This is a genomic window from Streptococcus sp. AS20, assembly GCF_000524255.1.
Classification (GTDB): domain Bacteria; phylum Bacillota; class Bacilli; order Lactobacillales; family Streptococcaceae; genus Streptococcus; species Streptococcus constellatus.
On the sequence record NZ_JANS01000005.1, the window covers coordinates 184,955 to 209,898 of the forward strand.

Below are 24,944 nucleotides of genomic sequence, written 5' to 3' on the forward strand. Positions count from 1 at the left end.
AAGGAGGAAGTTGAATGAAAATTATCATTGTTGGTGGAGTTGCAGGTGGAATGTCTGCAGCGACGCGTTTAAGACGGCTAAAAGAAGACGCTGAGATTATTATTTTTGAAAAGGGGCCATTCGTTTCCTTTGCGAACTGTGGTCTGCCTTACTATGTTTCTGGAGAAATTGCTGAGCGAGAAGACTTGTTAGTGCAAACGCCTGAGAGTTTAAAGGCACGCTTTCGTTTAGATGTGCGACCTTTCCATGAAGTGACGGCTATCTCACCAGATCAACATATGGTGACGGTTCGGCATGACGGAAAGGAATTTACAGAGAGTTACGATAAGCTGATTTTATCTCCGGGGGCAAAACCTTTTGTACCTCCAATTGAAGGTTTGGAAACAGCTGAAAATACCTATACTTTACGTAATGTTCCTGACCTAGATGAGATTATGTTAGCTTTGGAGAAAGAACCAAAAGAAGCTGTGGTGATTGGGGCTGGATTCATTGGACTTGAAATGGCAGAAAATCTTCGCAAGCGTGGTTTGAATGTGACAATTGTTGAGAAAGCACCGCATGTTTTGCCACCGCTTGATGAAGAAATGGCTGCTTTTGTTCAGGCTGAATTGTTGAAAAACGGCATTCAAGTAGTTACTTCTCAGTCTGCTACGCGGTTTGAGGACAAGGGAAAGGTCATTGTGCTGGAGAATGGGCAAAAAATTGCTTCTGATGTGACCATTTTATCTGTCGGGGTGCAACCAGAGAATGCTTTAGCACAGGTAGCAGGTATTGAGTTGGGATTGCGTGGCGGTATCTTAGTCAATGAGCGTTATGAAACCAGTCAACCTGATATTTATGCGGTCGGCGATGCGATTGTTGTCAAGCAAGAAGTTACAGGAGAAGATGCACTGATTTCATTGGCTTCGCCTGCCAATCGTCAAGGTCGTCAAGTTGCGGATGTGATTGCTGGAGTAGCTCGAAAGAATAAAGGCAGCATTGGTACAGCTATTGTTCGGGCATTTGACATGACGGCAGCTTCAACAGGGCTGAGCGAGCGCATTCTTCGTATGAATGGCCTGCCTTATCAAGTTATTCATGTCAGTGGTAAGGATCATGCTGGCTACTATCCGGGTGCGACTGATGTGACCTTGAAACTCCTCTTTGAGCCAACAAGTGGCAAAATTTATGGTGCACAAGGTGTTGGGAAAAAAGGCGTTGATAAGCGGATTGATATTTTGGCAACGGCTATTAAAGGTAATCTAACCATTTTTGATTTGCCAGAGTTGGAATTTACCTATGCGCCACCGTTTGGCTCTGCTAAAGATCCGGTCAATATGCTGGGATATGCAGCCTTAAACTTGGTAGAAGGTTTGAGCGACAATATCCAGTGGTATGAATTGGAAGATGAACTAGCTGCTGGTAAGAAGTTCCTAGATGTGCGGACGGCCAGTGAGCTTCAACAAGGTCGTTTGAAAGTGGATACGGTTCACATTCCTTTAAATGAATTGCGTGAGCGTTTAGGAGAGTTAGACAAGTCGCAAGATTATATCGTGAGCTGTCATAGTGGACTTCGTAGCTATATTGCCGAGCGCATTCTCAAACAAGCAGGATTTTCTGTTCAAAATCTAGACGGCGCCTTTGCCTTGTACAAAATGGTAAAACCAGAGGGAGTAGAATATGGAAACTAGCATCAGCATGCCTGAATTTTATAAAAAATATCAGACAGAAACCTTATCCATTCTTGATGTGCGAGAAGATTATGAGTTTCAAATGGGACACGTGCCGACGGCAAAAAATCTGCCATTAAGCACTTTTGAGACGGGCTACAAACAACTCAGCCAGCAGGAGAAATACTATGTTATCTGCCAATCTGGCGCACGTTCTGCGGCTGCGTGTCAGTTTTTAAGTGCGCAAGGATTTGATGTAACCAATGTAGCTGGGGGCATGAATTTCTGGCATGGCGAGGTGGAATAAAGAGAAAAGAAACTGAATAAAAACCTTCCAAAAATAGTAAAAAGCTTAAAATCAAGTTATCAAAAACGTTGATTTTAAGCTTTTTCTTGTTCATTGCTTCATTTTGACTAGAAATTGAGTTTTTGTCCAACCTATAACTCAATAATATGTGGCTCATAACCAATAGCTTCTAGGAATTTGAGTAAGTCCGTTGTGTCTAAAAAGAGTGTTTTTTCATTGGTATTGGGGTGAAAACTCATTCGTTTTTCCGACATGATTTCTTTGTCAAAATAGACTTGAATATCTTTGTCTACATTGTTTAACAATCCAAAAGGAGAAACAACACCTGCTGGTAACATCATTTTTTCAAATAGACTATCAGATGATGCCATGCGGATTTTATTGGCTCCGACCAGTTCTTTAAACAAGTCCATGTCCAAGCGTTTTTTGTCGTCCATAATGAGTAAATAGTAGGCAGTTTTCTTTTTATTAGTAAGAAACATGGTTTTGGTGCGGACACCCTCGATGCCTTCGATGAAGCTGTCGGCTTGCTCGGTTGTAAGCGCTGGTTCGTGCTCTACGATTTCAAATGGAATGTTTAGTTTGTTTAGGGTTTCTTCCACTTTTGTGTATAAGTCCATTTTACTTGCCTCCTTTGGGTTGTTTTATTACTTTTATTATACCATAGTGAGGTGTATTTTTCTTTCAATGGGCGACAATCTGCACCAAAAGCAGTTCACTTCATCGACTTGGTCTACAGGTTTTATGAAAACAAGTTTTCTTTGTCGACCAAGTCGACAGTTTGCCTGAAAAGCAGTTTACTTTATCGACTGAGTCGATAGCTTGTCTAAAAAGTAGTTTACTTTATCGACTGAGTCGATAGTTTGTCTAAAAAGCAGTTCACTTCGTCGACTTGGTCGATAACTTGTCTGAAAACGAGTTTCGTTCATCAGCCAGGCTGACGACTTGTCTAAAAACAGATTTGCCCTATCCGCCGGGCGGACGGCTTGCTTAGAAATCAGTTTGTTCTGTCAGCCGGGCTGAAACGTTGCCTGACAACAAGTTGACTTTTTCCGCCGGGCGGACAGTCTACCTAGAAACGAGTTTCGTCCATCAGCCGGGCGGACGCTCCCTTTGCTCAATAGATCAATTCTATTTTTTAAAAAAGAAGTGATAGTTAGAATAACGCTTTTACTGTGCAACGTCAATAAAAAACCTCAGCAAGCGAAGAAAACTACTGAGATTATTTTCGTTTGATAAAGTATTGGACGGCTTTTTCTAGCCGCTCTTTTTGAGCTTTAGGATCGTCCAAAGGATGGTTGAGGCATTCGGTGAGATTTTCGGTAATCATCAACTCAATGACACGCTCGACACTAGAGCGAACAGCGGTTAATTGGGTGATAACGTCTGCACAATCGCGTTCTTCCTCTATCATTTTTTGAATGCCACGTAATTGTCCCTCGGAGCGTTTTAGTCGCGTAATAAGCTTTGAGTTTGTCATGTTCTTGTCCTCTGTGTATTTTTTTACATTATATCTTGAATAGTCTCCTTTGTCAAAGTAGTCGCTTTTTCTTTGTGGTATAATGAAAGAGTTAAGGAGAAAAGTGATGAATATTTTAAAAAGAAATAATGTAACAGAAAAAGAACGCCAACAACTGTTAGCAATTACGAGAGATTGTCATCAGCTAGATGGAACTTATCGTACCCCCTATCTTGATACGACTTACAACGTAGATAAAGATATGCCTGCTTTTTTCTTAGCCTATGAAGCAGCTAAGTTAGTAGGTTATTTATTCGTTTATGCTGATGAACCGAAAGAAGCTGAAGTTTCACTCTATGTGATACCTGCCTATCGGCGCAAAGGAATTGCTCGTGCCTTGCTAAGCGAATTTGCAAATGTAGCGACACAATACAATTTATCCGAAGTTGACTATGTGACAGAAACAGCTTTTTTGACCAAACACCCGAATTTTTTAGAGCATTTTCAATTTCACATAACAGATGCTGAGTTGTGGCTGGAGCAGCCGCGCAGACAATTTGCTTTAGAAAAGAGAGCGGGTTTAGAAGTTGTTTTGGCAGATTTGGACTTGGTCGAAGAGATTGCAACTTTCCAAGCAGAAGCGTTTGGAAATCCTTTAGAAAGCAGCCGCACTTATGCACGTGAAGCTATTTTAAATGATAATACTCTTTTGTTTGTATTGAAAAAAGACGGGCAAATCGTTGCATCTTGCTCTGTTGATATGAGCACAGATTTCAATTTTTTCTTTGGTCTAGCAGTGAAAAAAGAGCTACAGGGACAAGGACTAGGCTCTTATCTTATGTCGGCAATAATGAATGACATGTATGAGCGGAATGATTTAAATTTCCAAATTGTGGTAGACAAGGAAAATACAGGAGCTTACAAACTTTACCAACGATTAGGGTTTCAAGTAATGACAGAAACCGTTTATGTCGGTAAGTAAGAGGAGGCAAACATGTGTCAAGAATGTTATTCTAGGGAACGTAGGAGAATGCCTTTATTGAATCCTTAGTGTATGACGGTTTAGTTATGCCTTGATTTATGGTATAATGATAAAACATTTAAAAGAGGATAAAAGCATGAATATTCAACAACTGCGTTATGTTGTAGCGATTGCCAACAGTGGCACTTTTCGTGAAGCAGCTGAGAAAATGTATGTCAGCCAGCCGAGCTTGTCCATTGCGGTTCGAGATTTAGAAAAAGAATTGGGCTTTAAAATATTTCATAGAACGAGTAGTGGCACATTTCTGACATGTCGAGGGATGGAATTTTACGAAAAAGCCCAAGAATTGGTCAAGGGATTTGATGTATTTCAAAATCAATACGCCAATCCAGAGGAAGAAAAAGCAGAATTTTCCATTGCTAGCCAGCACTATGATTTCTTACCGCCTCTGATAACGGAATTTGCTAAACGCTATCCCAAAGATAAGAATTTCCGAATTTTTGAATCCACAACAGTGCAGATTTTAGATGAAGTGGCGCAGGGGCACAGTGAGATTGGCATTATCTATCTGAACAATCAAAATACTAAAGGAATGATGCAGCGGATTGATAAATTGGGACTAGAAGTGATAGATTTGATTTCTTTTCAGACGCATATCTATCTACGGGCAGATCACCCCTTAGCTGGGAAAGAGGAGCTTACTATGGAAGATTTGACAGATCTGCCGACAGTTCGTTTTACGCAGGAAAAAGATGAATATCTCTATTATTCAGAGAATTTTGTGGATACTAGTGCCAGTTCTCAGATGTTTAATGTAACTGATCGTGCCACTTTGAATGGTATTTTAGAGCGGACAGATGCTTATGCAACAGGATCTGGATTTTTGGATAGTAATAGCGTAAACGGCATTACGGTGATTCGATTACAAGACAACTTGGAAAATCGCATGGTTTATGTTAAACGTGAAGAAGTAGAGCTTTCACCAATTGGTGCAGCTTTTGTTGCTGTTATGGAAAAATATTTTGCAAAAAGAGGTAAAAAATGAAACGAAAAGTGATGGTGCCAATTGTGATTGTAGCCTTAATTGCTTTGGATCAATGGGTCAAGTTTGAAATTGTCAAAAACATTCAATTAGGTGAAGTAAAACCCTTCCTTCCAAAGATTTTAAGTTTGACCTATTTGCGAAATACAGGTGCGGCATTTTCAATTTTAGAAAACCAGCAGTGGTTGTTTGCGGTGATTACTTTAGTGGTGATTGGTGCAGCTATTTGGTATTTGAGCAAGCACATCAAAGGTTCTGTCTGGTTACTGTCTAGTTTGAGTTTGATTATTGCAGGTGGGATTGGGAATTTTATTGACCGTATGCGGCAAGGCTTTGTCGTGGATATGTTTCAGTTGGATTTTGTCAATTTTGCGATTTTTAATGTTGCTGATAGTTATCTGACGATTGGCGTGCTTGTACTGATAGTGATGATGTTAAAGGAAGAGGGCAATGCAAGTTAAAGTAGAGATTGGCGGTGTACGGTTGGACAAGGCGGTTGCTGATTTGACACCATTATCCCGCAGCCATGCCAATGAACAAATCAAAAATGGGCAAATCTTAGTCAACGGGCAAGTCAAGAAAGCAAAGTATGCAGTCAAGGCAGGTGATGTGATTACTTACGAATTGCCCGAACCTGAAGCGATGGAATACGTTGCAGAAGATCTGCCACTGGATATTGTTTATCAGGATGAAGATGTCGCAGTGGTGAACAAGGCTCAAGGTATGGTGGTGCATCCAAGTGCAGGGCATACGAGTGGAACACTGGTCAATGCGCTGATGTACCACATCAAGGATTTGTCCGGTATCAATGGTGTTTTGCGCCCTGGAATTGTCCATCGGATTGACAAAGATACATCAGGCTTGCTTATGATTGCTAAGAATGATGATGCCCATATCAAGCTGGCTGATGAATTAAAAGCTAAAAAATCTCTACGGAAGTATTGGGCTATTGTGCATGGCAATTTGCCAAATGATAGAGGTGTTATTGAAGCACCAATTGGGAGAAGTGAAAAAGATCGCAAGAAGCAAGCTGTTACAGCTAAAGGTAAACCAGCAATCACTCGTTTTCACGTTTTAGAACGCTTTGGGAATTATACTTTAGTAGAATTGCAATTAGAAACAGGTCGTACCCACCAAATCCGTGTGCACATGGCTTATATTGGTCATCCGGTAGCAGGGGATGGCGTGTATGGACCACGAAAAACCTTGAAGGGGAATGGGCAATTTTTGCATGCCAGAACGCTTGGATTTACTCATCCTAAGATAGGAAAAATCATGGAATTTACAGCAGAAGTGCCGATCGTTTTCCAAGAAACGCTAGAACAATTGCGAAAAGGAAAGAAGTGAAACATAAAGGAATCGTATTTCATTTCTTTTTATTTTGCTTAAAATTTTGGTGTAATAACGCAGTATATCAGGCTTGGTAGAGAATAGAGATGATTTTATGGATAAGTGACGCTATAAAAATGCATACCCAAGTAATTAATCTTTATCTTGTTTAATCGGAGAGATGTTCCCCTCATCAATGAAAATGATATGGTTTTTCTTGTTGAGTTAAAAGTTAGTAATAATGATGATACATTGAGCACGCAGATTGCATTCACGGTGCAGGTAGAGTTGTTGGTTCTATTGATTGATGTTGATAGTTTTTATACGGCAAATCCTATTCATTATTCAGCTGCAAAGGGCTTGAATTTAATAGAAAAGGTTATATTAGATTCGCTTGAGATTGTGGAGGCGGCTAGCCTTGAAGCAGATGTTTTCAGAGGCAAAATTCTCAAAGTCGTTGCTGTGTTTTATAAGCGTACTCAGGAACTCGAGGAAACTGAACCATGGAACTTTGTGGTATACTTTAGTGTGAAAGTTTGGAGGAGTGGGAAATGTTTTTTCAACCATTTCAAAATGAAATATTAATTAAAAACTTACTTCGAGATTTATATGGTGAAGATATATCATTGCGTCCATTATCAGGCGGGACTGAAAATTTAAATTATGTAATGAATGAACGAGTTGTCGTGCGTATTCTTTATCTTCCTCAGACTTCCCCACTTTTTTATGAGGCAAAATCTTATTTGAAAAGAGAAATTCAATTTGTAAATGCGTTGTATGAGGAAGAACTAAATGATTTTGCTTACCTTCCTTTTCAGGACGGAGAGTGGATCTTCTCATTAAATGTTAATAAAGGTATTCTATATGTGATGCAATCTGTCTATTTAAAAGGAAAAACCATTTCCTTTGAGAAGAATATAATTCCTCAGATAGCCCAAAAGATCGTCCATTTTCATGATTTCTCAAAGGAAAGTTGTATAGAATATCAGAGAATTCCAGTCTATGATGATTTGGTTTCTAGTTTGCATATCAGGTTATTCTCTTACGAAAAGGAATTAGAAAAGGATATTTCAAATTATAAAAATTATTGGGAATTGTTTCAAATAAACACAAGTATTTTGGAGAAAGCGAAACAAGCACAGCCTGCCCTTTTTATTCATAACGATTTGCACGCTGACAATATTCTTTTTCACAAGGATAAATTAACTATTCTAGACTTTGGTGATGCACGTTATTCCCTTCCAGAGGAAGATATTGGAACATTTTTATGGGGATTATCTTTGAAAACTGATGTTTCGTCATTTCCTGAATTGGCTAACTTATTTTTTTCAAATTATACTAGGGATATTAATCCAGAGCTTTGTTATCGTTTTGCTTTGCAACGTTTTTTAGAGATTCATTTATTTTACTTGGTAGAAAATCAAAAGAATAGTGCCTTAATGAAGTATCAAAAGGTAAAATTTACAAAAGAAAAAGTAATGATAGATTATTTAAACTATCATATTTCTTTTAAAAATTAGTCATTTTCTCTTATTTGTCAAATTTTTTATTTTATAGTAAAATGGGAAGGCGTCATAAATTCTAAGTATTAGCAAGGAGAGAAGATGAATCAATTACCAAATTGTCCAAAATGCCAGTCAGAATATGTTTACGAAGATGGGTTACTATTAGTTTGTCCAGAGTGTGCTTATGAGTGGAATCCGGCTGAAGTCGATGAAGAAGATGATGGCATCAAAGCGATTGATGCAAATGGCAATCAACTTGTGGACGGAGATACTGTTACTCTCATCAAGGATTTAAAAGTCAAGGGTGCTCCAAAGGATTTGAAACAAGGAACGCGCGTGAAAAATATTCGGATTGTAGTTGGAGATCACAATATTGACTGCAAGATTGATGGCTTTGGTGCGATGAAACTTAAGTCAGAATTTGTTAAGAAAATCTGAGGTCAGTAATGAAACGAAATGTAATTTTTTATAGCCGCATGATATTGTTTATCTTAGGGTTTGTGGGAGTCTATCTTGAAATTACAAAGCATGGCGGTCTTGGCATGCTTATGTATTATACTGTTTTGTCTAACATTATCGTAACAGCTTTCACAGCTTATTTGCTGTATCTAATGGCGCATTCTGAAAGTCGCTGGCAAACGAAGACACTATTTCGGATTAAAGGCGGTGTCACTATGTGTATCATGATTACCTGTGTCATCTATCATGTTCTGCTTGCTCCGTTAGCGACTGATTTTTATCGACTGGAAAATTTCCTATGTCATTACATTGTACCGTTATGGTTTTTAGCGGATACTGTGCTTTTTGATAAACGTTTGCAATATCGCTGGTTTGATCCCATTGCTTGGACTAGTGTGCCTCTACTTTACATGGCTTTTGCCCTGTTTAATGGTTTGGTTCTCAAGTGGCCTATTCCAGGTGCTAAAGACAGTCCATTTGCTTACTTCTTTTTAAATATCCCAAAATATGGCTGGTCTTATGTCTTACAGTGGTCAATCAAAATTTTTATTGGTTATTTGCTTGCGAGCTTTCTGCTTTACGGAGTTATGTCCCTATCCTCACATAGGAAAGGGTCTTCTTAAATACTTGAAACAGCAAAATTTGTCTACTTGCCTGAAAAAAACTTTCTTTTTGAACGTTTTCTTCAGGTTTTTTCTTGCCTTAATTACTACTGGCGCTGAAAAATTAAGCTCTTCATTTTGTTGAGGACAGTTCATAAAGTAAACACCATTACTCTGTTTCCATCTAATGATGATTAAAGTAACTTTTTCAACCCATTGATATATTCCTGATAGCGTTCTTTTCTCAACTTATAAATAGCTTCATAGATATGCTGATAATGAATATCATAAAAATTCATCGAGAAATTGATAAGAATGTGTTCCTTATCTGGAAATAAGCTCTTGATATAAGTTGAAATATGTTGGTCTGCTACAATTATATTTGTTTCGTCGTGATCCTGTAAATGGAGCGAACTATTCAAAAAGTCAATTACCACAATCCGAGTAATAGAAGGAGGAATATTTCTTGAAAAAGCATTCTTTAAAGTCGTTACATCGGCATTATTACTTGCAAAAATATACAAAGAAATAGGTGCCATATTGGCATAAATCAACTCCCTCAGTTGAATGGTCACATGATAAATGTGGTACTTGTATACTTCACCTGTCAATCCCACCTCTTTCATCCATTCTTTGACAAGTGGGCTTAAGAGGAGATAGAGAGGGTCAAACAATCCGCGGTGGTCATATTGGAAAATGTAAGAATTGGGAACCAAACTTTGTAAATTGCAGATAAAAGGCTTCATAAAGAAGAGCATGACAATCCTAAATGGTTGAGAATTGATCAGCTCATCTCCAAATAATAAGCGAAATTTTTGAATGAGCGGCAGTAACATTCCTTGTTTCATGATAATATCAAGAGCTGTATCGCGATCGTGTTCCAACCATTTGTCTCTAGAGAAAGGATTAGGGGTAGTACAATAGGCTAAAAATAGATAATCGTAGTCTGTCGGTGTAAACATCACTTGTAGGGCAGGTTCCAAAATTTTCTTGGTTAAGGTTATCAGTTTTGGATAGACAAGGAGCGTTTTTAGTTTTTCTAGCTCTTGTGAGGCAGGTAGAACCATAGGAAAATTCTTTCGTTTCCACATTAGCACCACGAGAATAGAAAAGAAGCGACTTTCTTCTGTAGCTGCTTCGAAGGCTTCTTGTGAGATGTGGGCATTGGAAGAACGAATCCATTGATAAACGAGTTTTAACTCTTTTTCTTTAATTTCATACAGATGAATGCCAAATTTATATTCCAGCAAAGCGATAAGGAACCGAATACGGTATTCTGGTCCAATGACTTGGTATCTGTCTAAAGATAACCCAACTTCTTTCAAAAAGTCCAAACACTTATCACGTATTCGATAGCCAGTTGCACGGGATATGTACTCTTTTTGGATAAAGCAAATGAAACTCTCTTTTTCTTCTTGTAAGAAGTAGCGCAAAAGGTGGAGAAAGGTTGAACTTTGATAAATCCGATGAAAACAGATGGAAGGATTGATTTTTGTAATCAGGTCTAAGTGAACTGTGTTCGCAAAAACTTTCAGATAAAATAAATCATTGAATTCCTCTTTCAATTCTGCTAGATGTTGATAGATGATTTTTTCACTAAATTCAGTGAGTTGTGCTAGTTGCTCAATATCAATCGTTTGAAATTCTAGAATGATTTGTAAAATGGTTGCTTTATTTAAAATTGATTCTTCCAAATATTTATCTAACATAAACGATTCTCCTCTGTTTTTTAAAATTACCATACAAGGAAAGGGCTTGTCAACTAAGATTTTAAAGAAAAGGGGCGTTATGAGTATCGTTTGGAGTCATTGAGGTTAAAAGGGCGCTATTTTAGTAGGTTTGTCTCATTTTAAGTAAGTATTTTTGCATTCAATTGAGAAAAAATTTACACATATTCTATTTTAGTATTTTACGATATAAAATGAGTTTTTCAATCATTGAATCAAATCTCTTATCAATTTTTTAGTATATAGATGTATAATAAGCATAGCAATTATAAATGTGAAAAGGTATTCTATGAAATTAAAAATTTGTAAAAATGATTTTAGCCTTCAATGGCAGGGGATTTACCATTTAGCCTTAGTAGATTATCCTGAAATTAACAAATGGGAATTGGAAAAAATTGCCAAGTTCGTGGCGTATGAAAAAATGTACAATAGGAAGACTCAAATAGAGTGTGAAAATCCTGTTCTACAAAGCCTAGTCTGTCAGTATCTGGATAATAGTAAAGTAATATATCCGTTTACTCCGCGTGACAGAAAAGAAGCTGGAAACTTTAATGTATATGGTGAATGTGTGACGTCAGATTATCTCAGTCATACTTGCACTGTGGAATCTGCTAAGGAGATTTTGAAAAGAGGGAAATTATTGTCTGCCACGAAGGCTTTTGGTTTGACTGGCAAACAGCTTGTGAACGATAAACGAAATGCAGCAGGTGATCCAGCGGATTATTTTGACTATGTCATGTTTGGGTGGTCTAATACGACATCTGGTTATAGGTTAGCAATGGAACGATTGCTAGAGAGAAATCCCACGGAAGTCGATCTGGAAGAAGCTTTCATACCTGGTGTTAGCTTTCATTTCCGGTATGAAACTATTGTGAATCAAAAGGGCTATGTATTTGATGGTTATCATACAGCAAAAGTGAAAGATGCGGTATTGTTAGATCTCAGTCTTTGTGTCTGCATTATTCCAAGCCAAAATAAAAAGGAATTTGAAGGTATTATTCCAAATTATTTAAAAAACAGGATTCATTATTTAGATTATCAAAACGATGGACTGGTAAAATGGAATGATAAGGTATATGAAAAAGTGCTTGAGCTAGATGGTAGAGATAGGACGACCACTAGCATATTGTAAAAGATTTTGATAAGATAGAAAGTAATTAGGAGGCAGCTATGGATTTAGCAGAAATTAGAAAAGAAATTGATCAAATAGATGTAGACTTGATTACCTTGTTAGAAAAAAGAATGGCGTTAGTGAGCCAGGTAGCTCTCTACAAACGTCAGACTGGGAAAGCAGTATTAGATACTCAGCGTGAGCAAATTATTTTAGAGAAAGTCGCAAATAGTGTGCAGGAAAAACAATATGAAGATACCCTTGTGCAGACTTTTTCAGATATTTTAAAACATTCACGTGCTTATCAAGAGCGGCATATCTAATATAGGAATGATAAAATGAAAAAAATTCATAGGTTAAAGTGGGTCAATATCGGAAATCAAGTGATAGCTATTACGGTATTGTCCATTCTTATGGGACTAGTAATTGGAACTATTGATACGATATTTGGGCGAACGCTTATATTTTTAAGTGAAGTCCGCATCTTGCATTCCCTTTATTTGATTCCTTTTTTAGCTTTTGCAGGATTAGTGATTGTATTTCTCTATCAGAAATATGGTGGGAAAAGTAGCAAAGGAATGACCTTGATTTTTGAAGTTGGTCATGGTGTAGAAAATCACATTCCCAAGCGCTTAATCCCTCTTGTTATAGTGACGACTTGGTTGACGCATCTTTTTGGTGGTTCGGCCGGTCGAGAAGGAGTAGCAGTACAATTAGGTGCCACAGTCTCTCACTGGTTTTGCAAGAACTTTTCTATTCCTAATACTTCAAAAGTATTTTTAGTTACAGGAATGGCTGCTGGTTTTGCTGGACTATTTCAAACGCCACTGGCTGCAGTTTTGTTTGCGATGGAAGTCTTGGTTGTAGGGAACTTGCAGCTGACTGCTTTGTATCCTGCCATGATAGCCTCTCTCGTTGCTGCTTGGACATCACATGCGTTAGGTCTTGAAAAATTTATGCAACCAATTTCTGCTCATTTGAGACTATCTCCAATACTTGTTATTAAATTAGTGCTCCTTGGAGTTTTATTTGGACTTTGTGGCAATGTATTTGCTTATGCCCTCTTGTGGAGTAAAAAGAAAGCGGCAACTATTTTTCCAAATCCCTACAAACGAATCGTGGTGATGGGAATTGTCTTAAGTATTGTCTTTTTATTGTTGGATAAAGGTCGATACTCAGGGCTTGGAACAAATTTAATTACGGCTAGTTTTGCTGGACAATCTATTTATTTATATGATTGGTTCTTTAAATTACTTCTAACAGTTTTGACTTTATCAGCAGGTTTTCAAGGTGGAGAAGTAACACCGCTTTTTGCCATTGGGGCAAGTCTAGGCGTTCTACTGGCAGGTTTATTTGGTCTTCCAGTTAGCTTGGTTGCGGCGCTAGGCTATGCTGCAGTTTTCGGAAGTGCTACCTCTACTTTCTTGGGACCGATTCTGATTGGTTGTGAGGTGTTTGGTTTTAGCAATTTTCCATATTTTTTCATAGTCTGTGTCGTGGCATTTAGTCTTCACCGACAACATTCGATTTATGGAGCCCAAAAAATTCGATATTGAAAAATAATCTTCTATGAGGTTTTAACTTGTAGGAGATTTTTATTTTGTGTTATACTAGAAAAAGCAAGATTAGAAAAGGAAAGTCATGACAAAAGCAGATACCATTTTAAAAGAAAATATTCGAAGAATTTTATATGAAGGTGTTTTTTCTGAAAATGCACGTCCGCGCTATAAAAATGGGAAAGTTGCTAATTCTAAGTATATCACTGGTTCTTTTGCTGAGTACGATCTGAGCAAGGGAGAATTCCCTATCACAACGCTTCGTCCGATTGCTATCAAATCAGCGATCAAAGAAGTCCTCTGGATTTATCAAGATCAATCCAATAGCTTAGAAGTTTTAGAAAACAAATACAACGTTCATTATTGGAATGATTGGGAAGTAGGAACTACTCGCACTATTGGTGAGCGATATGGTGCTGTTGTTAAAAAACATGATATTATCAATAAAATTTTAAAACAGCTGAAGACGAATCCTTGGAATCGTCGAAATATTATCTCACTTTGGGACTATGAAGCTTTTGAAGAAACAGAAGGATTATTGCCTTGTGCTTTTCAGACCATGTTTGATGTCCGACGTGTAGATGGTGAAATCTACCTAGATGCAACTCTGACACAGCGTTCAAATGATATGTTGGTAGCTCACCATATCAATGCCATGCAGTATGTCGCATTGCAAATGATGATTGCTAAACATTTTGGGTGGGAAGTTGGCAAATTCTTTTATTTTGTCAATAATTTACATATTTATAATAATCAATTCGAGCAAGCAGAAGAATTGCTTCGGCGTGAACCAACGGACTGTGCACCTCGTTTGATATTGAATGTTCCAGATGGAACCAACTTTTTTGATATTAAAGCAGACGATTTTGAATTGATCAATTATGACCCTGTTAAGCCACAGTTGAAATTTGATTTAGCAATTTGATAATGAAACAAAATTTCTCTGAATGTAAAAAAGTTTATTATTTTGATACAAATTGGTTTTGCTTCCTATGCAATTCCAATCGCCTCCCAGAATGTAAATAAAAAGAATTCACAGAAAGCTGAGTTTCACCAGACTTATTATGTTTTTTCAAAAACTAATAAACGAAGAGGCTTATTTAACTATTTTCCAAAGGCAAATATAAATTGTCTGGTGATTTGATAGTTAAAATCAGCCTTTTTTACTGAAATTTGATAAAATAGAACTATCAATTCAAAGGATGAGGGAATGACGAAGAAAATTGTAGCTATTTGGGCACAAGATGAGGATGGCTTGATTGGGCAAAACAATAGATTGCCTTGGCATTTACCAGCTGACCTTAAGCATTTTAAAGAAACAACAACTGGACAGGTTATTTTAATGGGTCGGGTGACATTTGACGGGATGAACCGTAGAGTGTTGCCTAATCGTACTACGATTATTTTGACAAGAGATAAGTCGTATCAAGTAGACAATGAGCATGTATTGATCTTTCACGATGTCACTTCTGTTCTAAAATGGTATGAGATGCAGGAAAAAGAGCTTTATATTATTGGTGGTGGTCAAATTTTTTCTGCATTTGGGCCTTTCATTGATGAGTTAGTTATGACACGTATTCATGCTAGTTTACAAGGAGATACCTATTTCCCGAAAGAGTTTGATATGACGAAATTTCAGGAGTGTTCTCGTCAATTTTATGCCAAAGACGAAAAGAATGAGTATGATTTTACTGTAACAACCTTCCAGAGAAAGGAGTCGTAATGGAACGTAGTATTTTCGGATTTTTTACGGCTCTTTTGTGTGTCGTTTGTGTCATGGCGGCTACACAGGCTTTTCGTAAAAAGCGGTATGGATTATCAGTTCTCTTTTGGCTGAATGCTTTTACAAATTTGGTGAATAGTATTCATGCTTTTTATATGACCTTATTTAAATAATAAACAACTAAACGAACGAAAAAGAAATTGTAATGAATAGATTGGAGTGAAAGATGCCTACAAATCGTACGAGCGAAATGATGGTTTATTGTTCTTTTTGTGGTAAAAGTCAAGAAGAAGTTCAAAAAATTATTGCAGGAAATAATGCATTTATTTGTAACGAATGTGTGGAATTAGCACAAGAAATTATTAGAGAAGAATTAGCAGAAGAAGTCTTGGCAGACTTGTCGGAAGTACCAAAACCACAAGAATTGCTTAACATTTTAAATCACTATGTAATAGGGCAAGATCGTGCAAAGCGAGCGCTGGCTGTTGCTGTATACAATCACTATAAACGTATCAATTTTCACGATAATCGTGAAGAAGAGGATGATGTCGAATTACAAAAATCCAATATTCTTATGATTGGTCCAACCGGTTCTGGTAAGACTTTTCTTGCTCAAACTTTAGCGAAAAGTCTAAATGTTCCCTTTGCGATTGCAGATGCGACAGCTTTGACGGAAGCTGGCTATGTCGGGGAAGATGTTGAAAACATTCTCTTAAAACTCTTGCAAGCTGCAGATTTCAATATTGAACGTGCAGAACGTGGCATCATCTATGTAGATGAGATTGACAAAATTGCAAAGAAAAGCGAAAACGTCTCTATTACTCGTGATGTGTCTGGTGAAGGCGTTCAGCAAGCTTTGCTTAAAATCATTGAAGGGACTGTAGCTAGTGTACCTCCACAAGGCGGTCGCAAACATCCACAGCAAGAAATGATTCAAGTGGATACCAAGAATATTCTTTTTATCGTTGGCGGTGCTTTTGACGGAATTGAAGAAATCGTCAAACAACGTCTAGGTGAAAAGATCATTGGTTTTGGTCAAAATAACAAAGCCATTGATGAAAATAGTTCTTATATGCAAGAAATTATTTCCGAAGATATTCAAAAATTTGGGCTTATCCCTGAATTGATTGGTCGTTTACCAGTGTTTGCTGCGCTTGAGCCTTTGACAGTTGATGATTTGGTACGAATTCTCCGTGAGCCAAAGAACGCCCTAGTAAAACAATATCAAACGCTTCTTTCTTATGATGATGTTACATTAGAGTTTGATGATGATGCCCTCCAAGAAATTGCCAACAAGGCCATTGAACGCAAGACAGGTGCTCGTGGTTTGCGCTCGATTATCGAAGAAACCATGATGGATGTCATGTTTGAAGTACCAAGTCAAGAAAATGTGAAGTTAGTGCGGATTACCAAGGAAGCAGTTGATGGAACAGATAAACCGATTTTAGAAACAGCTTAAGCGAGGTGTTGTATGGAAATTAATACGCACAATGCGGAAATTTTGTTGAGTGCAGCCAACAAATCTCATTATCCTCAGGATGAGATTCCTGAAATTGCTCTTGCTGGGCGATCCAATGTTGGAAAATCTTCTTTTATTAATACATTATTAAATCGAAAAAACTTAGCGCGAACTTCTGGTAAGCCAGGGAAAACGCAGCTGCTGAATTTCTTCAACATTGACAATCAACTTCGGTTTGTGGATGTCCCAGGCTATGGCTATGCCAAAGTTTCTAAGACAGAACGAGCTAAGTGGGGTAGAATGATTGAGGAGTATCTGACGACTAGGGAAAATCTCAGAGCAGTTGTAAGTTTAGTGGATTTTCGGCATGAGCCAAGTGCAGATGATGTGCAAATGTATGAATTTCTAAAATACTATGAGATACCCGTCATCGTTGTAGCTACAAAAGCAGACAAAATTCCACGCAGTAAATGGAACAAGCACGAATCGGTCATTAAAAAAAGGTTAGATTTTGATAAAAATGATGATTTTCTTATTTTTTCATCTGTAAACAAAGATGGTTTAGATGCGGCTTGGGATGCGATTTTGGAAAAAATTTAGGAATGAAAGAAAAGAGGCTGGGACAAAAAATCCCGGTCTTGCTTTTTCGTTAGAAATACCTCTTGACACGTGACACGGTAGCTGATTGCTCAACGTACTGCTTTGAGGTTGCAGATAGGACTTGCGAAGCAAGTCTCAACTTTGTTTGTCTTTTAGACTTCAAAAAGTTTCTAATCATTTTCGCGGAACTGGAACTACGAACGAAAAAGTAAAAACTTTTAGTTCTGTTCTATCGCCTTTATAATGAATCTGTCACCAAATTGTAACTAAGTAACGAGGATTTTATGTTATAATCAAACATATATTATACTGGAGAAATGAACTATGAGAAAGAAAAAATTGAAAAAAAGAGTTTTAACAGTTCTGGTTTTGGTGGCTGTTACTTTATTAGTTAGTGCAGTTTTATCCAAGCAAATTCGCCCAGCTAGTGCCAATGATGAGGCTTACCAACGTCCCTTGACCCAAACAGAAGTGTTTATTTCACAAATTGGTGAAACTGCTCGTCAATTGGGTCAAGCAAACGATTTATATGCTTCCGTTATGATTGCACAGGCCATTTTGGAAAGCAATTCTGGACGTTCTGCTTTATCAGCTGCCCCTCATCACAATTTATTTGGAATTAAAGGTCAATACGCTGGTCAATCTGCTACAATGCCTACGCTAGAAGATGATGGGAAAGGAAATACTTATAAGGTCAATGCAGAGTTTAGATCGTATCCGAGTTATTTTGAATCTTTGCAAGACTATGTAGCAATTTTAAAGCATAGTCGCTATACCTATGCTTGGAAAAGTAATACGACTAGTTATATGAATGCGACAGCAGCTTTGACAGGGATTTATGCGACGGATACAAGCTATAACGTCAAGCTAAATAATTTGATTCAACAGTATAATTTGACACAATACGATGTACCAGGTACGCAAACAACTAGCGCTACAGCATCTAACAAGGTCTACAATCCTTATCGTCAACAATATACAACACAGGAAGTGTTAAATTTGGATGTTGCTTGGGCGAATCGTCGTCGATAATATTTGTAATTAGATGAGAGAGATTGGGATTTTTATCCCAATCTTTTTTGTTCGGTGATGAAATTAGTTTATTCGCCTATTTTTATGGATCTATAAAGAAAACGTTTCCCATAACTAAAAGTTTGTGATATAATGAACACATCGTTTTTATGACAAAAAACAAGGGGAGATGAGAATGTCAGAATCGTTATTTATTTCAAAAATTGAATATGCGTGTTACAAAAAGGAAGAATTATTTAACAGGAGTAAAGCGAAGTATGCAATTCGTTCGATGTTTGCAGGGGCATTTTTGACATTGAGTACAGCGGCGGGAGTTATTGTAGCAGACCTAATGAATGGATTTGCTTCTGGGACTGGACGTTTTGTTTTTCCGTTTATTTTTGCTTGGGGATTAGTTTACATTCTCTTTTTAAATGCTGAATTAACTACTTCAAATATGATGTATTTAACGGCGGGAACCTTTTTGAAGAAGATAAATTGGAAAAAAGCTTTGCTCATTTTACTATATTGTACATTTTTTAATTTAGTAGGCGCTCTTTTTATTGGTTTTATCTTTAATCAAACTAGTGAATTTACTCATCTCACATCAAAGAGTTTTCTAGCTGGGATAGCAGAGCATAAATTGTCTCGTCCTAATCAGCTTGTCATTTTTGAAGGGATTGTTGCCAATATTTTTGTTAATATTGCAATTCTATCTTATTTGTTGTTGAAAAATTCAACTGCAAAAATTCTGATTGTGATTTCTGCCATTTATATGTTTGTTTTTTTAACCAATGAGCACTTGGCAGCTAATTTTGCATCATTTTCTTTAGTAGCTTTTAATAAAATTGCTGGGCAAATAGAGGTTTTTAATCTTTTAAATATTTTAAGGCATTTTAGCGTTACTTTTTTAGCTAATTGGATTGGTGGAGGGCTTTTGATTGGTTTGTCCTATGCTTTTTTAAATAAAGACGAAACTACTTATGTAGATTGAAAATAGACCGTTCGTGCATATAAATATGTGTTCAAAAAGTAGAAGAAGAGGATGGAAACGTTTCTCTTCTTTTTATTTGCTTCAAAAAAAGAAAGAATTAAAATCTGTTGCCATAATAAAAGGCATGCAATTTGACTGTATCCGCCAACAAATCGCAGAGCAAGGTAGATTATGATAAAATAGAACTAGTTTTAGATGAGAAAAGAGATTTCATGAAAGATTTATTGAAATATTTTAAAGGTTATGTGAGGGAATCCCTGTTAGGACCGCTTTTTAAATTGTTAGAAGCCAGTTTTGAATTATTGGTGCCAATTTTGATTGCGACAATTGTTGACCAAATAATCCCTGAAAAAGATAGTACACATCTTTATATCATGGTCTTTTTATTGGTTGTCCTAGCATCGTTTGGTGTTGGGGTGGCGATTATTGCCCAATATTATTCCTCAAGAGCAGCGGTAGGATTTACGCGTCAATTGACCAAAGATTTATATCAAAAAATTATGCGTTTGCCAAAAGCTCAGCGAGATAACCTGACAGCATCTAGTTTGGTTACTCGTTTGACAAGTGATACTTATCAAATTCAAACTGGTATTAATCAATTTCTTCGTCTGTTTTTACGTGCGCCGATTATTGTTTTTGGCTCGATCATCATGGCATTTTTGATTAGTCCAAGTATTACGCTGTGGTTTTTGCTGATGGTTGTAGTCTTAACCGTTATTATCTACATCATGTCACGTTTCGTCAATCCACTTTATGCTAATATTCGTCGGATTACAGATAATATTGTCAGTATGACACGTCAACAATTACAAGGTGTGCGTGTTATCCGTGCTTTTGGACAAACAACTAAAGAAATTCAGGAATTTCAAAATATCAATGAAAATTATAAGACTTGGCAGATAAAAACAGGAATATTGTCTAGCTTGATTAGTCCGTTGACCTTTTTCGTAGTGAATAGTACTCTGGTTATAGTTATTTGGTATGGAAATCTAGCGATTGGACATGGTTTACTAACGCAAGGGAAATTAGTTGCTTTGGTCAATTACCTTTTGCAAATTTTGATAGAACTGTTGAAATTGGCGATGCTCATTACTTCTTTGAACCAAAGTTACATCAGCGCTGGACGAATTCAAGAAGTTTTCGAACAGGAGGGAGAAGATGTTCTGGCAGAGTTACCGATTGTTTACTCTGTGGGTGATCAATCTATTTCTGCTCAAAATGTTACGTTTACCTATCCACAAGCCGCTCGTCCAGCATTAGAAAATATTTCGTTTGATTTACCATCTGGTCAGACTTTGGGAGTGATTGGAGGAACAGGAGCAGGGAAATCAACTTTAGTGCAGCTGTTGGCACATTTGTATGAGGCAGATGCAGGTCAGTTGGTTGTTTTTAAAAATAATCGAAGTCCTCGAAATCTTAAAGAATGGCGTTCTTGGATAAGTTTAGTACCACAAAAGGCAGAATTATTTCGAGGAACCATTCGCTCAAATTTATCTTTGGGATTAAATGATAATGTGAGTGATAACCATCTCTGGTGGGCTCTTGACATTGCGCAAGCTAGTGATTTTGTACGAGAAAAAGAAGACCAGCTAGATGCGGTGGTAGAAGCTTTTGGACGCAATTTTTCTGGCGGACAGCGTCAGCGTCTCACGATTGCGCGAGCTATTTTACAAAAGGCTCCATTTCTTGTATTGGATGATTCTACTTCGGCACTTGATTATTTAACAGAAGCTAAACTATTGCAGGCTATTAAAGGCGAATTAAAAAACACAAGTTTGATTTTAATTTCTCAACGAACCAATAGCTTGCGTGCAGCTGATCAGATACTTGTCTTGAATAAAGGACAACAGGTCGCTCTTGGCACACATGAAGATTTGCTTCAAACGAGCGATATTTATCGAGAAATTCATCTCTCACAACATAGCAGGGAGGAAAAGCATGAAAACTAGATATTCTAAAAGTAGTTTGCAACGCCTTGCAAGTGACTTATTACAGCAACGTTGGGTTTTCCTATTAGCCACAGTTGGAACGATTATTCAGGTTGCCTTGACCATTTATTTGCCGATTTTAATTGGAAATGCAGTTGATAGTGTTTTACTTCCCGATGCAAGTCAGCATTTGTTTCCAATTCTTTCTAAAATGAGCATGGTGATTGTTGCTAATACAGCAATTCAGTGGTTTAATCCTTTAATCTATAATCAGTTGATTTATAGCTATAGTCAGAAACTTCGGGACGCTGTCATTCAAAAGATTCATCGCCTTCCCTTAGCTTATCTTGATCGTCAAGGGAGTGGTGATTTAGTGAGCCGCTTGACGACGGACGTGGAGCAGTTAAATAATGGTCTGCTCATGGTCTTCAATCAGTTTTTTGTGGGTGTGTTGACCATTTTTGTAACGATTGTGACAATGGCAAGGATTGACTTTTTCATGATGATATTAGTCTTGCTTTTAACCCCTTTATCCATGCTAATTGCAGACTTTATCGCTCGTAAAAGCTATAAGTTGTTTCAAAAACAGACAACAGCTCGGGGGCTTCAGACACAATTTATCGAAGAAAGTCTCTCTCAGGAAAGTTTGATTCAAAGTTTTAATGCTCAAGAGCAGTTCATTGCGAGCTTTACAAAGGGGAATGAGAGCTATGCGAACTATTCTCAGGAAGCGATTTTCTATTCCTCGACTGTCAATCCAGCAACGCGTTTTGTAAATGCTCTTATCTATGCGATGATTGTAGGATTTGGTGCAGCTCGTATCTTCAACGGCTCTAGCTTTACGGTCGGACAATTAGTGACATTTTTAAATTATGTCAACCAATACACCAAGCCTTTCAACGATATTTCGTCTGTCATGGCCGAATTACAAAGCGCCCTTGCTTGTGCAGAGCGCTTGTACACGATTTTAGATGAAAAGGAACTTGTAGAAATTGGAAAAGAAGAACTTACGAGTGAGACTGTCTTTGGAGCTATTCATTTTGAACATATATGTTTTGGTTATGAAAAAAACAAGCCCTTGATTCATGATTTAAATATGACGATTCCTGCGGGAAGTAAAGTTGCTATTGTTGGTCCAACCGGTGCTGGAAAATCAACTCTCATCAATCTCCTTATGCGATTTTATAATGTGGATGCGGGCAAGATAAAGCTAGACGATCGAGATATTACAAATTATACTCGAGTGTCCTTCCGCCGGCAGTTTGGCATGGTGTTACAAGAAACGTGGCTGAAAAAGACCACGATCCATGATAATATTGCTTTTGGGCGACCAGAAGCGAGTCGAGAAGAAGTGATAGCAGCTGCTAAAGCAGCGAATGCACATTTTTTTATTCAGCAATTACCGAATGGTTATGACACTTATCTAGCGGACGCAGGTGACTCTTTATCACAAGGACAACGGCAGTTATTGACGATTGCGCGTGTTTTTCTAGCTGTACCTAAAATCTTAATTTTAGACGAAGCAACTTCATCCATTGATACACGAACCGAAGTGCTTATTCAAAAAGCTTTTAATAAGCTAATGGTAGGAAGAACCAGTTTTATCATTGCTCATCGTCTGTCTACTATTCAAAATGCAGATATCATCTTGGTTTTGGTTGATGGTGATATTGTCGAACATGGCAGTCATCAGGAGTTGATGCAAGCGAAAGGTATTTATTATCAAATGCAGACAGCGCAGGGAAGTTTGGTTATTTAAGATTAACAAATGGAAAAAAACTTAGGGAATGATATACTATTTTATACAAATTCAAAGAATTGTTATCACATTTTCAACTATCTTGTTTTTAAGGTAAACTGTCATATAGTTTTCAAAACTTATAATTGTTCTTTCCTTACTTGCTCTAGTCCAGTTTCAGTCAGGTAGTAGATTTTCTGACAGACTTCTTTTAGAAAAGTACGGTCATGAGAAACAGTAATAAAAGCTCCGGTATAGCTTGTAAAAAGTTTTCGAATTTGTGGCTGCGAAGTAGGAGAAAAGTTACGTGTTGGCTCATCTAATAACAAGACATTTGCCTGATCTAATACCATTTTTAGCAGCAGCAATTTGGCCTTTTGTCCACCAGACAGTTGAGAAATGGGATGATGTACTTCATTGCGTGTGAATTGTAGACTGGCTAGGTGTGTGAGGATTTTTTCTCGCTCAATAGCCTCTCCTGTAGATGTTAGAAAATCTATTGGAGAATCGGCTTCGTTTAAAATATCATGATAGTTTTGAGGCATATATCCTAGTGTAATGCTTCTCTTTTCTTTCAGTAGATGTCGCAGTTCTTTGAGAAAAGTAGATTTACCGACACCATTTTTACCAATAATCCCAATCTTCTCCTGTCCCAAAAGTTCAAAGTTAATATTTCGTACTAAGATATGTTCTTCTATCTTTAAACACATTTGTTGGATAGTAAGTACTCTTTTTGTCGATGGAAGAGGGGAAATGGCAGGAAATTCCAGAATGATAGCATCTGCTTGTGTTGGTAACTCTGTCATTTTAGTGGCTTCTCGATTAAAACGTTTTTCTTGTGAGAGAATATTTTTCATTTTTTTGGCTAGTAATCTACCGGCTGTGCTGTCATGAGTATGACGCAAGACATGCTCCACACTTTGTTTGACTCGCTGGTGTTTCGCCATTGCTTTTTGATATTCTTCTCGTTCTTTTTTTGCATCTTTTGTTTGCTTTTTAAATGTCTCCTGTCTCTCTTGGCTATAATTCTCATAATTCAGATTCCTCACAGTCGTCCGAGCTTCTTGCTTTTTCTTAATCAATTCCAAATGAATGATTTTTGTCGCTACATGGCTCAAAAGACTTTCATCATGGGAAACGAAGATAACTGTTCGAGGTGTATTTTGGAGAAAATTTTCTAGCCATATCAGAGTATCTAGATCTAAATCATTAGAAGGCTCATCTAAAAAGAGAAGGTCCCAATCAGTAGAGAGGATTTTTAAAAGTTGAATTTTTAATAGTTCGCCACCAGATAAAGAGGCTAAGGTTTGCTGACTAGTAAAACGTTGACTGTCAAACTTTAATTCTTGAGCGAAGCGATAAAGTTTGTTGTAATCTAGGTCTACTTCCAAATCTCCAAAAAAATAGTCGTTAAGGGAGAGTTTACTTTCATTTTTAGGTAAACTTTGCGGTAAATAGGCGTAGTGGCTATAAGTTTTTTCAATCTCTCCCGTATAACTAACATAGTCTGAAACAAGTGCGTCATTCATGAGTAGTTTGAGAAGAGTAGATTTTCCATTTCCTTCTTCACCTATAATAGCAATTTTATCACCTGTATTAACAGTGAGTGACAAATCACTAACCATGTTTTTGAAGTCTTTTAAATGTGTAATGGTTAAATGTCTAATTTGTAGCATATATGTCTCCTTATGATGTTCATTGTCATTTTAGAGCTAAGAAAAACAGCCCTATTTACCTAGTAGAGCTGTTTTTGCTTTTGGGTT

At 37.3% G+C, this 24,944-nt stretch carries 26 protein-coding genes; 22 read left to right on the plus strand and 4 right to left on the minus strand.

From position 1 onward, the window contains the following. The first annotated feature begins 14 nt into the window (after positions 1 to 14). On the plus strand, positions 15 to 1,670 hold the full coding sequence (locus tag HMPREF1514_RS01875; protein ID WP_003024967.1) for an FAD-dependent oxidoreductase: 1,656 nt from the start codon (positions 15 to 17) through the stop codon (positions 1,668 to 1,670). Continuing rightward, positions 1,660 to 1,956: a rhodanese-like domain-containing protein gene (locus tag HMPREF1514_RS01880; protein WP_003068820.1), complete on the plus strand. Its 297-nt coding sequence runs from the start codon at positions 1,660 to 1,662 to the stop codon at positions 1,954 to 1,956. Before HMPREF1514_RS01875 ends, HMPREF1514_RS01880 begins: the two co-directional genes overlap by 11 nt. 131 nt (positions 1,957 to 2,087) lie before the next feature. On the opposite strand, the gene HMPREF1514_RS01885 is transcribed toward HMPREF1514_RS01880, so the two are convergent. Together HMPREF1514_RS01885 and HMPREF1514_RS01890 are read right to left on the minus strand one after the other, a co-directional pair. After that, positions 2,088 to 2,576: a prolyl-tRNA synthetase associated domain-containing protein gene (locus HMPREF1514_RS01885; RefSeq protein ID WP_037596898.1), complete on the minus strand. Its 489-nt coding sequence runs from the start codon at positions 2,574 to 2,576 to the stop codon at positions 2,088 to 2,090. A gap of 602 nt (positions 2,577 to 3,178) precedes the next feature. Next, positions 3,179 to 3,436 carry a metal-sensitive transcriptional regulator gene (locus HMPREF1514_RS01890; RefSeq protein ID WP_003068825.1) on the minus strand — a complete coding sequence of 86 codons (258 nt, stop codon included), beginning with the start codon at positions 3,434 to 3,436 and terminating at the stop codon, positions 3,179 to 3,181. A gap of 106 nt (positions 3,437 to 3,542) precedes the next feature. On the opposite strand from HMPREF1514_RS01890, the gene HMPREF1514_RS01895 reads away from it, so the two are divergent. From HMPREF1514_RS01895 to HMPREF1514_RS01930, 8 genes are all read left to right on the plus strand, one after another. Then, complete coding sequence (locus tag HMPREF1514_RS01895; RefSeq protein WP_037596899.1) at positions 3,543 to 4,397, plus strand: GNAT family N-acetyltransferase; 855 nt, start codon at positions 3,543 to 3,545, stop codon at positions 4,395 to 4,397. A gap of 136 nt (positions 4,398 to 4,533) precedes the next feature. Continuing rightward, positions 4,534 to 5,442, plus strand: a complete 909-nt coding sequence (locus HMPREF1514_RS01900; RefSeq protein ID WP_037596900.1) for a LysR family transcriptional regulator — start codon at positions 4,534 to 4,536, stop codon at positions 5,440 to 5,442. Next, entirely contained in the window at positions 5,439 to 5,900 is a 462-nt protein-coding gene (gene lspA / locus HMPREF1514_RS01905) for a signal peptidase II (RefSeq protein ID WP_037596901.1), read from the plus strand. Before HMPREF1514_RS01900 ends, lspA begins: the two co-directional genes overlap by 4 nt. Next, a complete protein-coding gene (locus HMPREF1514_RS01910; protein WP_037596902.1) occupies positions 5,890 to 6,786 on the plus strand; it encodes an RluA family pseudouridine synthase in 897 nt (298 codons plus the stop codon). The genes lspA and HMPREF1514_RS01910 overlap by 11 nt, the downstream gene beginning before the upstream one ends. A 147-nt stretch (positions 6,787 to 6,933) precedes the next feature. Next, on the plus strand, positions 6,934 to 7,353 hold the full coding sequence (locus tag HMPREF1514_RS01915; protein WP_324252729.1) for an amino acid kinase family protein: 420 nt from the start codon (positions 6,934 to 6,936) through the stop codon (positions 7,351 to 7,353). After that, on the plus strand, positions 7,320 to 8,288 hold the full coding sequence (locus HMPREF1514_RS01920; protein WP_037596903.1) for a phosphotransferase enzyme family protein: 969 nt from the start codon (positions 7,320 to 7,322) through the stop codon (positions 8,286 to 8,288). The genes HMPREF1514_RS01915 and HMPREF1514_RS01920 overlap by 34 nt, the downstream gene beginning before the upstream one ends. 84 nt (positions 8,289 to 8,372) lie before the next feature. Next, positions 8,373 to 8,711, plus strand: coding sequence for a zinc ribbon domain-containing protein YjdM (locus HMPREF1514_RS01925; protein ID WP_037596904.1), 339 nt, complete (start codon positions 8,373 to 8,375; stop codon positions 8,709 to 8,711). 8 nt (positions 8,712 to 8,719) lie between these two features. Beyond that, complete coding sequence (locus HMPREF1514_RS01930; RefSeq protein ID WP_037596905.1) at positions 8,720 to 9,355, plus strand: Pr6Pr family membrane protein; 636 nt, start codon at positions 8,720 to 8,722, stop codon at positions 9,353 to 9,355. Between the two features lie 173 nt (positions 9,356 to 9,528). Here HMPREF1514_RS01930 and HMPREF1514_RS01935 read toward each other — a convergent pair whose 3' ends face one another. Continuing rightward, a complete protein-coding gene (locus HMPREF1514_RS01935; protein ID WP_037596906.1) occupies positions 9,529 to 11,043 on the minus strand; it encodes a helix-turn-helix domain-containing protein in 1,515 nt (504 codons plus the stop codon). A gap of 307 nt (positions 11,044 to 11,350) precedes the next feature. On the opposite strand from HMPREF1514_RS01935, the gene HMPREF1514_RS01940 reads away from it, so the two are divergent. The 12 genes from HMPREF1514_RS01940 to HMPREF1514_RS01995 all read left to right on the plus strand — a co-directional run bounded on the left by HMPREF1514_RS01940 (position 11,351) and on the right by HMPREF1514_RS01995 (position 23,202). Beyond that, positions 11,351 to 12,193, plus strand: coding sequence for a hypothetical protein (locus HMPREF1514_RS01940; RefSeq protein ID WP_037596907.1), 843 nt, complete (start codon positions 11,351 to 11,353; stop codon positions 12,191 to 12,193). A gap of 38 nt (positions 12,194 to 12,231) precedes the next feature. Beyond that, on the plus strand, positions 12,232 to 12,495 hold the full coding sequence (locus HMPREF1514_RS01945; RefSeq protein WP_006267865.1) for a chorismate mutase: 264 nt from the start codon (positions 12,232 to 12,234) through the stop codon (positions 12,493 to 12,495). Positions 12,496 to 12,510: 15 nt separating this feature from the next. After that, positions 12,511 to 13,728 carry a voltage-gated chloride channel family protein gene (locus HMPREF1514_RS01950; RefSeq protein WP_037596908.1) on the plus strand — a complete coding sequence of 406 codons (1,218 nt, stop codon included), beginning with the start codon at positions 12,511 to 12,513 and terminating at the stop codon, positions 13,726 to 13,728. 85 nt (positions 13,729 to 13,813) lie between these two features. Beyond that, entirely contained in the window at positions 13,814 to 14,653 is an 840-nt protein-coding gene (locus tag HMPREF1514_RS01955) for a thymidylate synthase (RefSeq protein WP_037596909.1), read from the plus strand. A gap of 285 nt (positions 14,654 to 14,938) precedes the next feature. Beyond that, positions 14,939 to 15,451, plus strand: a complete 513-nt coding sequence (locus tag HMPREF1514_RS01960; RefSeq protein ID WP_037596910.1) for a dihydrofolate reductase — start codon at positions 14,939 to 14,941, stop codon at positions 15,449 to 15,451. Continuing rightward, positions 15,451 to 15,624, plus strand: coding sequence for a hypothetical protein (locus HMPREF1514_RS09410; RefSeq protein ID WP_003024903.1), 174 nt, complete (start codon positions 15,451 to 15,453; stop codon positions 15,622 to 15,624). Before HMPREF1514_RS01960 ends, HMPREF1514_RS09410 begins: the two co-directional genes overlap by 1 nt. A 53-nt stretch (positions 15,625 to 15,677) precedes the next feature. Further along, a complete protein-coding gene (gene clpX / locus HMPREF1514_RS01970; protein ID WP_003068865.1) occupies positions 15,678 to 16,910 on the plus strand; it encodes an ATP-dependent Clp protease ATP-binding subunit ClpX in 1,233 nt (410 codons plus the stop codon). A 12-nt stretch (positions 16,911 to 16,922) separates the two neighbouring features. Beyond that, positions 16,923 to 17,510, plus strand: coding sequence for a ribosome biogenesis GTP-binding protein YihA/YsxC (yihA, locus tag HMPREF1514_RS01975; protein WP_003068868.1), 588 nt, complete (start codon positions 16,923 to 16,925; stop codon positions 17,508 to 17,510). Positions 17,511 to 17,834: 324 nt separating this feature from the next. Beyond that, a complete protein-coding gene (locus HMPREF1514_RS01980; RefSeq protein ID WP_037596911.1) occupies positions 17,835 to 18,542 on the plus strand; it encodes a glucosaminidase domain-containing protein in 708 nt (235 codons plus the stop codon). Positions 18,543 to 18,717: 175 nt separating this feature from the next. Further along, on the plus strand, positions 18,718 to 19,515 hold the full coding sequence (locus HMPREF1514_RS01985; protein WP_037596912.1) for a formate/nitrite transporter family protein: 798 nt from the start codon (positions 18,718 to 18,720) through the stop codon (positions 19,513 to 19,515). Positions 19,516 to 19,727: 212 nt separating this feature from the next. After that, on the plus strand, positions 19,728 to 21,464 hold the full coding sequence (locus HMPREF1514_RS01990; RefSeq protein WP_037596913.1) for an ABC transporter ATP-binding protein: 1,737 nt from the start codon (positions 19,728 to 19,730) through the stop codon (positions 21,462 to 21,464). Beyond that, the gene (locus tag HMPREF1514_RS01995; protein ID WP_037596914.1) at positions 21,454 to 23,202 is read left to right on the plus strand and encodes an ABC transporter ATP-binding protein; all 1,749 of its coding nucleotides are present in this window, start codon (positions 21,454 to 21,456) and stop codon (positions 23,200 to 23,202) included. The genes HMPREF1514_RS01990 and HMPREF1514_RS01995 overlap by 11 nt, the downstream gene beginning before the upstream one ends. A gap of 119 nt (positions 23,203 to 23,321) precedes the next feature. Here HMPREF1514_RS01995 and HMPREF1514_RS02000 read toward each other — a convergent pair whose 3' ends face one another. Continuing rightward, positions 23,322 to 24,857: an ATP-binding cassette domain-containing protein gene (locus HMPREF1514_RS02000; protein WP_037596915.1), complete on the minus strand. Its 1,536-nt coding sequence runs from the start codon at positions 24,855 to 24,857 to the stop codon at positions 23,322 to 23,324. Between the last annotated feature and the right edge of the window lie 87 nt (positions 24,858 to 24,944).

Excerpts from the sequence above, each read along its gene's own strand:
- HMPREF1514_RS09410 (WP_003024903.1), top strand. The coding sequence starts at position 15,451 with ATGGAACGTAGTATTTTCGGATTTTTTACGGCTCTTTTGTGTGTCGTT.
- HMPREF1514_RS01995 (WP_037596914.1), top strand. The coding sequence starts at position 21,454 with ATGAAAACTAGATATTCTAAAAGTAGTTTGCAACGCCTTGCAAGTGAC.
- HMPREF1514_RS01945 (WP_006267865.1), top strand. The coding sequence starts at position 12,232 with ATGGATTTAGCAGAAATTAGAAAAGAAATTGATCAAATAGATGTAGAC.
- HMPREF1514_RS01950 (WP_037596908.1), top strand. The coding sequence starts at position 12,511 with ATGAAAAAAATTCATAGGTTAAAGTGGGTCAATATCGGAAATCAAGTG.
- HMPREF1514_RS01900 (WP_037596900.1), top strand. The coding sequence starts at position 4,534 with ATGAATATTCAACAACTGCGTTATGTTGTAGCGATTGCCAACAGTGGC.
- HMPREF1514_RS01990 (WP_037596913.1), top strand. The coding sequence starts at position 19,728 with ATGAAAGATTTATTGAAATATTTTAAAGGTTATGTGAGGGAATCCCTG.
- HMPREF1514_RS01940 (WP_037596907.1), top strand. The coding sequence starts at position 11,351 with ATGAAATTAAAAATTTGTAAAAATGATTTTAGCCTTCAATGGCAGGGG.
- HMPREF1514_RS01980 (WP_037596911.1), top strand. The coding sequence starts at position 17,835 with ATGAGAAAGAAAAAATTGAAAAAAAGAGTTTTAACAGTTCTGGTTTTG.
- HMPREF1514_RS02000 (WP_037596915.1), bottom strand. The coding sequence starts at position 24,857 with ATGCTACAAATTAGACATTTAACCATTACACATTTAAAAGACTTCAAA.
- HMPREF1514_RS01885 (WP_037596898.1), bottom strand. The coding sequence starts at position 2,576 with ATGGACTTATACACAAAAGTGGAAGAAACCCTAAACAAACTAAACATT.
- HMPREF1514_RS01880 (WP_003068820.1), top strand. The coding sequence starts at position 1,660 with ATGGAAACTAGCATCAGCATGCCTGAATTTTATAAAAAATATCAGACA.
- lspA (WP_037596901.1), top strand. The coding sequence starts at position 5,439 with ATGAAACGAAAAGTGATGGTGCCAATTGTGATTGTAGCCTTAATTGCT.
- HMPREF1514_RS01895 (WP_037596899.1), top strand. The coding sequence starts at position 3,543 with ATGAATATTTTAAAAAGAAATAATGTAACAGAAAAAGAACGCCAACAA.
- clpX (WP_003068865.1), top strand. The coding sequence starts at position 15,678 with ATGCCTACAAATCGTACGAGCGAAATGATGGTTTATTGTTCTTTTTGT.
- HMPREF1514_RS01875 (WP_003024967.1), top strand. The coding sequence starts at position 15 with ATGAAAATTATCATTGTTGGTGGAGTTGCAGGTGGAATGTCTGCAGCG.
- HMPREF1514_RS01935 (WP_037596906.1), bottom strand. The coding sequence starts at position 11,043 with ATGTTAGATAAATATTTGGAAGAATCAATTTTAAATAAAGCAACCATT.
- HMPREF1514_RS01910 (WP_037596902.1), top strand. The coding sequence starts at position 5,890 with ATGCAAGTTAAAGTAGAGATTGGCGGTGTACGGTTGGACAAGGCGGTT.
- HMPREF1514_RS01920 (WP_037596903.1), top strand. The coding sequence starts at position 7,320 with ATGTTTTTTCAACCATTTCAAAATGAAATATTAATTAAAAACTTACTT.
- HMPREF1514_RS01925 (WP_037596904.1), top strand. The coding sequence starts at position 8,373 with ATGAATCAATTACCAAATTGTCCAAAATGCCAGTCAGAATATGTTTAC.
- yihA (WP_003068868.1), top strand. The coding sequence starts at position 16,923 with ATGGAAATTAATACGCACAATGCGGAAATTTTGTTGAGTGCAGCCAAC.
- HMPREF1514_RS01985 (WP_037596912.1), top strand. The coding sequence starts at position 18,718 with ATGTCAGAATCGTTATTTATTTCAAAAATTGAATATGCGTGTTACAAA.
- HMPREF1514_RS01890 (WP_003068825.1), bottom strand. The coding sequence starts at position 3,436 with ATGACAAACTCAAAGCTTATTACGCGACTAAAACGCTCCGAGGGACAA.
- HMPREF1514_RS01930 (WP_037596905.1), top strand. The coding sequence starts at position 8,720 with ATGAAACGAAATGTAATTTTTTATAGCCGCATGATATTGTTTATCTTA.
- HMPREF1514_RS01955 (WP_037596909.1), top strand. The coding sequence starts at position 13,814 with ATGACAAAAGCAGATACCATTTTAAAAGAAAATATTCGAAGAATTTTA.
- HMPREF1514_RS01960 (WP_037596910.1), top strand. The coding sequence starts at position 14,939 with ATGACGAAGAAAATTGTAGCTATTTGGGCACAAGATGAGGATGGCTTG.